This window comes from Aquilutibacter rugosus (assembly GCF_036541335.1).
In the GTDB taxonomy this organism is placed as follows: domain Bacteria; phylum Pseudomonadota; class Gammaproteobacteria; order Xanthomonadales; family Xanthomonadaceae; genus Aquilutibacter; species Aquilutibacter rugosus.
Map to the genome: position 1 here is coordinate 943614 of NZ_JAZHBO010000001.1, position 12942 is coordinate 956555.

A 12942-nucleotide genomic window follows, 5' to 3' on the forward strand; every position below is an offset into this window, starting at 1 on the left:
ACAGCTACGCCGGCGGCATCACCGGTCAGAACTACCGGATCGTCGAAACGCAGCGCAGCGGGCTGGCCGACGGCCAGGAGAATCCGACCAACACCATCGCCATCACCAACCTGCCGGCGAGCGGTTCCGGCGGGAACGACTTCGGCGAGCGCGCCGCGTCGCTGGGCGGCAGCGTGTGGCTGGACGCCAACAACAACGGCGTGCGCGAGGCGGGCGAGAACGGCATCGCCGGGGTCAGCATCTCGCTGCCGGCCGGCACCGTGGATGCGCTGGGCAATGCGGTGGCGGCGGTCGTGACCGACGCCAACGGCAACTACCGCTTCGACGATCTGCTGGCCGGCACGTACACCGTCAGCGAGCAGGTGGCGCAGCCGGTGGTTGGTGGCGCGACCACGATCAACGGCATCACCGTGGCCGGTACCGTCGGCGGCAGCCCCAGTGGCACCGCCACGCCGGTGACGACCGTGCCCAGCGCGGTGGCCGGCATCGTGCTGCCTGCAGGCGGCGCATCGATCGACAACAACTTCGGCGAGACACTGGGCGTGGCGTTGTCGGGTCGCGTGTTCTTCGACGCGAACAACGACGGTCTGCAGTCGGGCGCGGCCGAAACCGGCATCGACGGCGTGACCATCACGCTGAACGGTACCGACGACACCGGCGCCAGCGTGTCGCTCACCACCACGACCGACGCCAACGGCGACTACGCGTTCGACGGCCTGCGTCCCGGCACCTACACGGTGACCGAACCGACCCAGCCGACCGGCACCAGCAACGGTCAGACCGTGGCCGGCACCATCGGTGGCACGCCGTCGGGCACCGCCACGCCGATCACGACTGTGCCCAGTGCGATCGCGGCGATCGACCTGACCACGCCGGGCGCGAGCTCGATCGGCAACAATTTCGGCGAGATCCCGCTCAACAGCTCGATCGGCGGCCGCGTGTGGCGCGACAGCGACAACGACGGCGTCGTCGATCCGTCCGAGGAAGGCATCGGCAATGTCGTCGTGCGCCTGACCGGCACCGACCCGGCCGGCAATACCATCACGCGCGAAGTGAGCACGCAGCCGGAAGGCACGTACGCGTTCACCGACCTGCCGCCGGGCACGTACACGATCACCGAACCCGAGCAGCCTGCGGGCACGCTCAACGGCATCACCAATGCCGGTACCGGGGGCGGTACCGCGACGCCCCCGACGTCCACGCCGTCCGTCATCACGGGCATCACGCTGGGCGTGGGCGAAGACATCACCGGCAACGACTTCGGCGAAGTCCCGGCCGGTGCGATCAGCGGCCGCGTCTACAACGATGGCAACAACAACGGCGCCATCGATGCGGGCGAGGGCGGCTACGCGAACGTGCAGGTGGTGCTGACCGGCACCGACGACCTGGGCCAGGCGGTGAACGTCACCGTCACCACCGACGCCGAAGGCCGTTACCGCTTCGAAGGCCTGCGTCCGGGCACCTACACGGTGACCGAGCCGACGCAGCCGGTGGAAACGCTCAACGGCATCACCAGTGCCGGCACGATCGACGGCACCGTCGTGGGCACCGCGACGCCGGTGACGACCACGCCATCGGCGATCAGCGGCATCGTGCTGCCGCCGGGTGGCGAATCGATCGACAACAACTTCGGCGAGATCGGCGATTCGCCCGACCTGGTGGTCAGCAAGACCGCCACGCCGACGATCTTCACCGTCAACAACACCGCCACCTACACGCTGCGCGTGCGCAACATCGGGCAGCAGCCCAGCGCGGGCGAGTACGTGGTGGAAGACCGGCTGCCGGCCGGCCTGACGCTGGCGGCCACGCCGGTGGGCCTGGGCTGGACCTGTACCGGTGCGCTGGGCGAGGACCGTTTCCGTTGCGCCAGCAGCACGGTGATCGCCGCCGGTGCGACCTCGGCCGACAGCATCGTCGCGCAGGTGCGCGTGGCGGCCTCGGCCGCGACGGGCTCGCCGGTGAACAACGTGGTGATCGTCGAGGGCGGCGGCGAGAACGAGTTCCGCACGCCGACACCGGACGAACGCGCCGACTTCGAGGGCAATCCGGGCGACCTGCCGGTATGCGACCCGGCGATCACGCAGAACGCGTGCCGCCTCCCGACGCCCGTGCAGTTGTCGGCGTTGGTCTCGGGTACGGTGTGGTTCGACCAGGGCAGCGACTTCGGCCGCATCGACAGCGGCGACCGTCGTTTGTCGGGCTGGATCGTGGAAGTCGTCAACGACAGCGGCCAGATCGTCGGCACGGCGACCACGGGAGCCGATGGCAGCTACTCGATCGCCGACCAGGTGCCGGGCATCCCGCTGAGCATCCGCTTCCGCGATCCGTCCACGGGCGTGGTGTGGGGCCTGCCGGTCAGCGGCGACACGATCGCCGGTCCGCCGGTGCCTTGCGACGCCGACGGCGCCCTGGCGAACGGCACGGCGAGTTCCTGCCGCAGCAACGACGGCGGCAGCACACACCTGGCCGTGGTACTGGCGCCGGGCGCCAATCTGCCGCAGCAGAGCCTGCCGCTGAATCCCGGCGGCGTGGTCTATGACGCGACGACGCGCACCCCGGTGCCCGGTTCGCGCGTCACGCTGACGCCGATCGGTACCTGCGCGGGCTACACGCCCGAGCAGCACGTGCTGAACGCCGCGCTCGGCGGTTACACGGTGCAGGGCACGTCGGTATCGATGACGGTCGGTGCGGAAGGCTTCTACCAGTTCCTGCTGGGCCCGGATGCACCGGCCTCGTGCCGCTTCCAGCTGGCGGTGACGCCGCCGGCAGGCTACACGTTCGAGTCCGGCATGATCCCGGCGGAGACGTCGCCACTGACGCCGCCGTCCACGCCGGGCAAGGGCTACCCGGTGCAGACCAATGCGACCGCGCCGACCGGTCCGGTGGGTACCTCGACCACGTACTACCTGGAGCTGACCCTGGGCTCGGGCGTGGCGGTGCCGGTGCACAACCACATTCCGCTGGATCCGCAGATCGCGCCCGGCCTGGTCATCACCAAGACCGGCGATCGCAAGACGGTGGAAGTCGGCGACAGCCTGGTCTACACGATCACCATCCGCCAGACCGCGGGTGCATCGATGCGCACGGTCAACGTGATCGACCGCCTGCCGCACGGCTTCACCTACATCGATGGCACCGCGCGCGTCGACAACGCCGGCATCGCCAATCCGCTCGGCAAGCCGGGCCCGACGCTGGTGTTCGACGTCGGCGCGCTCGCCGTCGGCCAGCAGAAGGTGCTGACGTACCGCGTGCGCGTGGGCGTGGGCAGCCAGCAGGGCGACGGCATCAACCGCGCGCGCGCCTGGGGCTGCTCGATCGACGGCGGCTGCGTGGATCCGACCACGCTGACGCCGTATCCGAACGGGGGCGTGGTGCCGTCCAACCCGGCCGAGTACCGCGTGATCGTCAGCGGCGGCGTGTTCGCCGACGAAGGCTGCGTGCTGGGCAAGATCTTCGTGGACTGCAACGTCAACCACGTGCAGGACAAGGAAGAGCTCGGCATCCCCGGCGTGCGCATGTTCTTCGAGGACGGCACCTGGATGGTGAGCGACTCGGAAGGCAAGTACAGCTACTGCGGTCTGCCGCCGAAGAGCCACACGCTGAAGGTCGATCCCTCGACCCTGCCCGTGGGTTCGCGCCTGACCACCAGCAGCAACCGCAACCTGGGCGACGCGGACAGCCTGTTCATCGATCTCAAGAACGGCGAGCTGCACCGCGCCGACTTCATCGAGGGCAGCTGCTCCAACCCGGTGATCGAGCAGGTCAAGGCGCGCCGCACGCAGGGCGAGATCCGCGCCCCGGAAACCGAGCGCAACCAGCAACCGCTGCGCTTCGAGAGCAAGCCGGCACGCGCGCCGCAGCAGGCCACCGATTCGGCCAACCAGCGGCCGATCGTCGAACCTAGGCCCACGACGAGCGCACCGACCGGCACGGACGGCGCACGCAACGGGGAGGTGCAGCCATGAGCCGCTCCGCCCCGCCTCCGTCGACCTCACTGGAATCCCCTGCCATGCGTGCTTCGAGTCCCTCGTTCCATCCCCTCGCGCTGGCGCTGGCCCTGGCGGTGACGCCGTCGCTGGTGCACGCGCAAGCCGTGTCCGGCGACCGACGCTTCACGCCGGTACTGGGCCAGGCCACGCCGCTGTACCCGCAATCACCCACCTCGCAGGACCGCGCACCGCAACCGCTGTACGCGCAGCCCGGCAACGTCGACTACAGCGTCAATGCCGGCGTGGACCGCGTGGTGGTCGAGGTCGATCGCGACGGCGTGCCGGCCGATGGCCAGTCGCCGGTGAAGGTGGTCGTGCAGCTGTACGGCGCGGACGGCAAGCCGATGGCGGGCGAGTCCTTCGCCACCATCGAACACAGCGGCGGTCGCATCAAGCTGGCCGATGGCCGCACCGATGAATTCGGTCCGGGTCGACTGGATGCCGACGAAGTGACGCCTGGCATCCAGCTGGCCGTGCGCGACGGCCGCGCCGAGTTCGAACTGCTGGCGCCGCACGATCCGCAGGATGTGCTGCTGCGCGTGACCTCGGGCAGCCACAGTGCCGAAGGCGTCGTCGGCTTCGTGCCGGAAATGCGCGAGCTGATCGCCACCGGCCTGATCGAAGGCGTCATCAACTTCCGCCGCAAGGGCGACAACCTCGTCAACGGGACCCAGCAGGGCGATGGGTTCGAGCGCGAGATCCGGCGCTGGGAGAAGCAGTTCAATAGCGGCAAGGCCAATGGTGCCGCGCGCGCCGCGTTCTTCGTCAAGGGCACGATCAAGGGCGAGTACCTTCTGACCGCCGCCTACGACTCCGACAAGGACGTGCGGGCGCGCCTGCTGCGCGACATCCAGCCGGAAGAGTTCTATCCGGTGTACGGCGACGCCTCGCTGCGCGGCTTCGATGCGCGTTCGGCCGAACGCCTGTACGTGCGTGTGGACAAGGACCGCAGCTACCTGCTGTACGGCGACTTCCAGACCGGCGACAACATCGCCACGCAGACTGGCGTGGACTTCGGCACGCAGGCGGGCCAGCGCGTACTCGGCACCTACAACCGTACCGCGACCGGCCTGGGCTGGCACTTCGAGAACGGCCGCGTTCGCGGCAACGTCTTCGCCATCGAGGATTCGCTGCGCCAGGTGATTGAGGAACTGACGGCTGCCGGCAGCGGTCCCTACGGCCTGCGCAACAACGCGGTGCTGGAAGGCAGCGAGCGCGTGGAAGTGGTCGTGCGCGACCGCAACCAGCCGTCACGCATCGTCTCGGTGCGTCCGCTCGGCCGCCTGGTGGACTACAGCTTCGAACCGTTCTCCGGTCGCATCCTGCTCAACAGCTTCCTGCCTTCGTTCGACAGCGACCTGAATCCGGTGTCGCTGCGCATCACCTACGAACTGGACCAGGGTACCGAGAAGTTCCTGGTCGTCGGTGCCGACGCGCAGCTGCGGGTGGGCGAGCGGGGCGAGATCGGGGGGTCCTACGTCGACGACCGCAATCCCTTCGCCGCGTTCGAGATGGGCAGCGCGAACGTCGGCTACAAGCTGGGCGCCAACACCTGGCTGGTGGCCGAAGCCGCACGCACGCGCAGCGAAGTGAACACCAACAGCGTCAACCAGTATGGCACGCCGGGCCTGCAGAGCCTGAGCGGGCTGGTGGAAGGCGATGCGTGGCGCGTCGAACTCGGCCACGCCGGCAAGGCCGTGGACCTGAAGCTGTTCGCCGGCCAGTCCGACCCGGCGTTCAACAACCCGTCGTCGCCGCTGTACGGCGGCCGCGGCGAGTACAGCGTGACCACGCGCTGGCGCTTGAACGACCGCTTCGAGCTGTATGCGGAAGGTCTGCGCAGCGAAGATCGCAACCCCGATGGCGGCGAGCGTGAAGCCGCCAGTGCGGGTACGCGCGTGAAGCTCACCGACAAGCTCACGCTGGACGTCGGTTATCGCACCATCCGGGAGACCGTGGGCGCCTATTACACCTGGGCCACGAGCACGGGCTACGGCAACATCGGCGGACTCTCGGGCGGCTACGCCACGGGATCCGGCGGTGGTGCGCTCGGCTACGGCCAGCAACCGCTGGATCCGCTGACCGGCCTGCCGATCATCAGCAGCGGCAATCCCAACGATGTGGGCAGCGGCCTGCCGATCGGCACCAAGCTGTCGTCGGACATGCTGCGCATCGGCATGGGCTACCGCGCGAGCGACCGCTTCAGCATCGGCGGCGAAGTCGAGCAGGACATCCATGGCGAAGACCGCAGCCGCGTGGCGCTAGGCATGGATTACCAGCTGCGCGAACGCAGCCGCCTCTACGGCCGCTACGAGAAGCAGACCGGCATCAGCGGCGTGAACGGCCTGACCCAGGACGGGCGCGAGGCGGATACGGTGGCGCTGGGCGTGGACACCAGTTTCATCAAGGACACGCAGCTGTTCTCCGAGTACCGCCTGCGCGATGCCATCGCCGGCCGCGACATCCAGGCCGCCTCGGGCATGCGAAACCGCTGGGACCTGCGCGAAGGCCTGCGCCTGGACACGACGCTGGAACACACCAACGTCATCTCCGGCAACATCGGTGACTCCACCGGCATCGGCTTCGCGCTGGACTACAGCGCCAACCCGCTATGGCGCGGCAACGTGCGACTGGAACACCGCATCTCCGACGACGTCGCCGGTACTCCGACCAACGAGGCCTACAACACCACGCTGCTGCAGTTCCTGGCGGCGCGCAAGTTGAGTCGCGACTGGACATTGCTGGCGCGCAACTACCTGCTGCGCACCGAGTACGACGCGCGCGGCGACGTGTTGCAGGACCGGTTCCAGATCGGCGCCGCCTACCGCGACACCGACACCAACCGCGTCAATGCGCTGGCCCGCTACGAGTACAAGCTGGAGAAGGACGAAAGCGGCATGGACGGCACCGGCTTCGGCTCGGACACCGGCCAGGACATCCGCAGCAGCGCGCACATCATCTCGGCGCACGCGGACTGGCACCCCTCGCGTCCGTGGTGGTTGACGGGTCGCGTCGCCGCGAAGTGGCAGCAGGACAGCTTCTTCTACGCCGACACCGGTCGCGTCGACGACGATTTCAACGCCGTGCTGCTGTCCGGCCGCATCGTCTACGACATCACCGAGAACTGGGACATCGGCGTGCTGGCCTCGACGTTTCGCGGCCAGGACGGTGCCAACCAATACGCGTTCGGCATGGAAGTGGGTCGCTTGTTGCGGCAGAACCTGTGGCTGTCGGTGGGCTACAACGCCACCGGCTTCCGCGGCGACAACGACCTGACCGGCTACGAGTACACGCAGCAGGGCGCGTTCATCCGCCTGCGCTTCAAGTTCGACGAAGACCTCTTCCGCAGGGAAGACGCCCGCTACCGCGATCCGGTGCGCTGAGGATTACCGACATGACCACTACCAAAACCTCCCTCCTGTGCGCGGCCGTGCTGGCCTGCATCGCCTTCACCGCCTTCACCGCCGGTGCGCAGCAGACCCAGCTGACGCCGGCGCGCGATCGGATCACCGACGAGGCGATCCACGCCGACCTGACCGGCTACGAGCACACCCAGGGCCGTATCCAGGCGCTGAACGACGGCGGCCGCCCGATCCGCGACTACCATCTGTCGAAGGCGCAATGCTGGCTGGACGTGTCCTTCCACGAGTATTCGCGCAACGACCGCAGCGCCTTCCCGCAGGAAGCGCTGACCGAGTCGGAGAAGCTGATCGTGGGCATGGAGCAGGGCGTCACGCCGCTGCCGACCGATACGCCGCTGGTCAATGGTGCCGCCCGCGTGCGCGAAGACCTGTGGAAGCGCCTGGGCGCGATCCATGGCACGCCGGGCTTTGCGTGTGCGCAGCAGGCCGTGGCCTGCGGCGAGGTTGAACTGGTCCATGCGGGCAACGAGTTCAACCAGCAGCAGTGGCGGCATGCCAAGCCGTACATCCAGATCGCCGAAGACTGGGTGAGCGATGCCGAAGCCTCCACGCGCCAATGCGGCGCGGTGCCGGCGGTGCTGCCGGTGGACACGGTGCTGACGGCGAACGTGCTGTTCGAGTTCGACCGCTCCGGTCGCAGCGACATCCGCGCCTATTCGCTGCAGAGCCTGGACCGCGAACTGGCCCGCCTGCGCGAGGAAGGCCTCACCCTGGCCAAGGTCGAACTGGTCGGCCATGCCGACCGTCTGCAGGGTCGCGGCCACGACTACAACCAAGCGCTGTCCGAGCGTCGCGCGCAGACCGTGCGTGCGCTGCTGTTGGAGCGTGGCATTGATGCCGCCAACGTCACTTACAGCTTCAAGGGCGATGGTGATCAGGTGCAGCAGTGCGACGGCGTGAAGCCTCAGGCCGCGCTGCGCGAGTGCCTGATCCCGAACCGCCGCGTTGAAGTGCGCCTACACGTCACCCGATGAAATCGACACTGGTCGATTCGAGAGACGCCACTCGAGCGATAACCGACGGACAGTTCGCTGTCACCGCTTGATTCAGATACAGGCAAGCTAATTTTGACTCTCGAGAGAGCTGAACTCGCTCCCAGAGGTGGGTGTCCACTTGTAGCCCCAAGTAGATAAACGAGTATGCAACTGCGTGTCGAAAGTACTACGGCTAAGGCCGACCTTCAGGCCGACATTAGCGACGGGTTTCCAACCCGTTGGGGCACAGCTTGTAACCCGCTTTCGATCGAAGCTGGGGAGAGGTGCTCCATGAGGCATGTTTTTCAAAGTATTGACAGGCGTGGGCTATCCTGCGACGGATGAACGAGCCAGAGAAAAACATCCTGAGGGCCAGCGCCACATCCGTTGCGTGGAGCGTGGACGTCATATCCTTCCTGCGAGGGGCAACTAGTGATAGCGAGTTGGACATTCACGATGCGGCTGACGCACTGCGTATGACGCTAAGCGTCTGGATCGCAGGATCTGCTTCCAATGATTCCCTCCTGCACTTGTCGGACAGCGATGCCCTGGTGGCGTCTACGGCCGTACTGCGCATGCAGGAAAGGAGGTTAAGGATGTTTATCGGGGAGGCCGATGGCATGGCAGCTTCCGACCCATTGCGGCCGTTGGCGCGATATCCAGCGCAAGCTAATGGGTGGCCAGTATCGTGTTGGAATACGGGACGCCGGTTTCGAGCGCTGCCTTCGACGGCCAACTGGAGATGGTCCGAGGATCTTACTTCGAGGCTGGCCGAAGTTATCCAGCTCGGCGACGATGCAGTAGCCGGCCGCAATTAAGCCGAATCGGGGGATCGCATGATCAATGTTATTGGGCTTGCAACTTTTACTCTGGCTGCTGCCTTGACAGCAATGACCCCATCCTCGGCCTTATAAGTTGGCGCAACAATACGAGGACGAGCTCGCTGGCTTTAGCTCCAGGCCCTATCAGGGTATGGCTAGGGGTGATACTCGATTCAGACCCGAAACCTACCAAATGTGGATTGCCACAGCTCGCATGAAGGCCTGCCACTTTGAAGCGCGTCGAATTGAGCTGGGTGGTGGCAAGTCGAACGCGTCCGCATCCTCTTCGAAGGCCACTTCCAATCAGCCTGCAACCCCTTCTGTTCCTTCAGCCTGTTCTGCCAAGAATGCGGCGGTCGCCAATGCTGCTATGGATGAGATCGATGCGCGACTTGGCACCTTTCTCGATTCGCCACGCGGGAGAAATGCCACCGTAGCAACGCCAACTCTGCAGGTCATTATGTGGGCGACGCAGAAAATGTCCGAGACAATCTGGCGTTACTGTCCCAATAGTGTCGGTTATGCCGAGCGCCTGAGCGAGCTGCAGGCCAGCTATGATGCGGCTCTTGACGCGTGTCAGAAGATCCGGACTAACGAGTCTGTATGCGGCCCGGTTGCGCCCTGACTGCCAATCTGTAAGCCAATAGCGGCTGGCCTCGCCCCGGAGCTCAGCTGCTAATTCCGACAGGACTGCCGCGACGCGCTAAAATAGCGGCTATGACTGACATGCCGAATTGTCCGCAATGCGGATCGAACTTCAGCTATTCCGATGGCACCATTTTCGTTTGCCCGAAATGTGGCCATGAATGGGTCGAAGGCGAGGCCGTCGCCGTGCCGGAAGACGGTCCGCGTATCCATAAGGATGCCGTCGGCAATGTCCTGCAGGATGGCGACTCCATCACTGTGATCAAGGATCTGAAGGTCAAGGGTGCCAGTTCGCCCGTAAAGGCCGGCACCAAGGTGCGCAACATTCGTCTAGTCGACGAAGATCACGATATCGACTGCAAGATCGACGGCTTCGGCGCCATGAAACTCAAGTCCGAGTTCGTTCGCAAGGCTTAATTCGTAGCCAGCAACTGCCTTAGGATGCCGCGCGCGTCGTCCTTCTGCATGTAACGCGGAATGGCGTAGGTGCCGTGTGCTTCGGTCAACGCGTGCGCAATGATCCGATCAAAATCCGCTTCGCGCAGAGCATTCACGGTCGAAGGGATACCCATCGCCGCATTCATCTCGCGAATCCACGCAATCATGCGGTCGGCGTTCTCGGTGTCATTGGCTCCGGCGACGGCAATGCCGGCCGCGCGCGCCAAGTCGGCGAGGCGATCGGTGCACGCCGATTTGCAGAAATCGAGAACATGCGGCATCACGATGGCGTTGGCCAGACCATGCGGCACGTGATACAGACCGCCGAGCTGATGCGCAATCGCATGCACATAACCCACGGTGGCGCGCGTGAATGCGAGCCCGGCCAGTAGTGCCGCTTCCTGCATATTGGCGCGCGCCTCCATGTCCGTTCCCAGCGCGTAGGCCTTGCTGAGATTGGCGCCGATCAGTTCCGTGGCGCGTAAGGCCCAGGCATTGGTCTCCTTGGTGCCCATGGTGCCGATATAGGCCTCGACGGCGTGCGTAAGCGCATCCATCCCGGTGGCCGCAGTGACAGCAGGTGGCAAGCCAACGGTGAGCGCAGGATCCAGTGCCACCTTAATCGGCAGCAGTTTGGGGTCAATAATGCTGTACTTGGTTTGCTCGGCGCGGTCCGAGACGATGGCAGCTACGGTCGCCTCGGAGCCGGTGCCGGATGTAGTTGGAATGGCGTATAGAGGAAGCCCGTGCGGACGCGGCAGGTGATACAGCCACACGCCGGTGAGCTTTGAAGGATGCTTGCCGGTGGCCTGACACATCAGCATGGACTTGGCGCAGTCAATCGGCGAACCGCCACCAACGGCCAAAACTGCCTGGGCATTGAATGCATTCAGTCGCTCGACACCGCGTAGTACTAACGCATAGTCGGGATCGGGTTCGACATCGCTAAAGACCTCAACGGCGACATCACGTTGCCGCAAATGGGCTGCCAGTCGTTCCGGGATACCGGTGCGCATTAAGGGGCCGTCGGTGACCAGCAGAACGCGCTGCAAACCGGCGGCTGCCATCTCATCGCATAGGGTTAGCGATGAATCCACGCCACGTATGGTCTCCGGCACCGGGAAACGCAGGACCTTTAACGCGATCTTGTTGACTGCAATTTGCAGACGCGGAATCCAATAGGCCGACATGCGCTTAGCCCCCGAGCTTTTTCATGATGGACAGCACTTGCGCTGCGCGGCCGCTATACGGCGGCAGGACGAAATCGAGTGCGCGGATGGGACCTTGGCGGAACACGGGGCGCAACTTGGAAAAGGTCAGAAAGCCCTCGTGGCCGTGGTAATGGCCCATGCCGCTGTCGCCGCTGCCGCCAAACGGCAAGTCGTGAATGCCGGCCTGCACGACGGGTTCGTTGATACCGACGCCGCCGCTGATGGTGGATTGCACGAGTTGATACTGCAGTTTGCGGTCATCGCTGAATACGTAGAACGCGAGCGGGCGTGGACGGGAGTTGATTTCGGCGACCACGGCGTTGATGTCGTCATAGGCGATGACCGGGAGCACCGGGCCAAAGATCTCACGCTGCATGATGCGCATGGCGGTGGTGGGTTTGAGCACCAGTTTGGGTGGCAGCACGCGGGTCTCGCCGGTGGGGGCAGGGCCTTCGTAGAGTTCAACAATCTCAGCGCCGTGCTGTTTGGCATCGGCGATGGTGTCCTGCAGACGTGCGAACGAGCGGGTATCAATGATCGAAGTGAAATCGCCGTTGTTGACATTCGGGATGTGCTTGCGGACCCAGGCCTTAGCGGCGCGGACAAATGCATCGACCTTGTCGGTAGGCACATAGACGTGATCGACGCTGGTGCAGATCTGGCCGGAGTTGAGCATCTTGGACCACAGGATGCGTTCTGCCGCGCGTTCAGCGGAATAGTCCTTGGCGACGATGGCAGGCGACTTGCCGCCGAGTTCCAAAGTCACCGGCGTCAGATTGGCTGCAGCGCTAGCCATGACTTTGCGGCCGGTGTCCGCCGAGCCGGTAAAGAACAGATGGTTAAACGGCAGTGCCGAAAACGCAGGACCCAGTGTGCCGGTACCGTCATCGGCAAAGAAGGAGACTTCGTTCGGATCAAAGAACTGCGGCGAAACCCGTTGCAGCAGTTCGGCAAGGTGGAGCGAGTTCTCGGACATCTTGACCATGACGCGGTTGCCGGCGGCCAGTGCGCCGATCATGGGTTGCACGGCCATCGCAATCGGGAAATTCCACGGCACGATGATGCCGACGACACCGACCGGTTGCGGAAAGGTCCAGGCACTGGCGGTTGGAAACTCGAGCAGGCTGAGCTTGCGCTTTTTCGGGCGACACCAGCGGGGCAGTGCGCGTTTGGCCTCGCGGATCGCGCCCTTGGCCTGCACCAGTTCGGTGAGCTCGGTTTCAAATGGATTGCGTACGCCGAAATCACGCTGCACGGCGGCCGTCATGTCATGCCAATGCGTATCGAGCATGGCTGCCAGGCGCTCGAGTGCGGCGCGACGGGCCGCGACATCCGGCGACAGGTTCTGTAAGTGGGCGCGTTGCTGAGCCGTGAAAACAGGCTGCAATCGGTCAACTGGCGAGAGTTCAGTGGTCATCAGTCGAACTTACTGCATTCTGATG

General features: G+C 65.1%; 7 protein-coding genes. 5 read left to right on the top strand and 2 right to left on the bottom strand.

The annotated features are described in order from the left end of the window. The 5 genes from V3390_RS04380 to V3390_RS04400 form a co-directional block, all read left to right on the top strand. A partial coding sequence (locus V3390_RS04380; RefSeq protein ID WP_331703506.1) for an SdrD B-like domain-containing protein occupies positions 1-3965 on the top strand: 3965 nt, incomplete at its 5' end. Between the two features lie 44 nt (positions 3966-4009). Then, entirely contained in the window at positions 4010-7372 is a 3363-nt protein-coding gene (locus tag V3390_RS04385; protein WP_331703508.1) for a hypothetical protein, read from the top strand. Between the two features lie 11 nt (positions 7373-7383). Next, positions 7384-8385 (top strand): OmpA family protein, encoded by a 1002-nt coding sequence (locus tag V3390_RS04390; RefSeq protein WP_331703509.1) that lies wholly within the window; start codon positions 7384-7386, stop codon positions 8383-8385. A gap of 1014 nt (positions 8386-9399) precedes the next feature. Further along, entirely contained in the window at positions 9400-9831 is a 432-nt protein-coding gene (locus V3390_RS04395; protein WP_331703511.1) for a hypothetical protein, read from the top strand. Between the two features lie 92 nt (positions 9832-9923). After that, a complete protein-coding gene (locus V3390_RS04400; protein ID WP_331703512.1) occupies positions 9924-10268 on the top strand; it encodes a zinc ribbon domain-containing protein YjdM in 345 nt (114 codons plus the stop codon). Here the strand turns inward: V3390_RS04400 and V3390_RS04405 are convergent. Further along, positions 10265-11479, bottom strand: a complete 1215-nt coding sequence (locus V3390_RS04405; RefSeq protein WP_331703513.1) for an iron-containing alcohol dehydrogenase — start codon at positions 11477-11479, stop codon at positions 10265-10267. The two genes, V3390_RS04400 and V3390_RS04405, sit on opposite strands and share 4 nt — an antisense overlap. Positions 11480-11483: 4 nt before the next feature. After that, on the bottom strand, positions 11484-12917 hold the full coding sequence (locus V3390_RS04410) for an aldehyde dehydrogenase family protein (RefSeq protein WP_331703514.1): 1434 nt from the start codon (positions 12915-12917) through the stop codon (positions 11484-11486). Positions 12918-12942 lie beyond the last annotated feature (25 nt).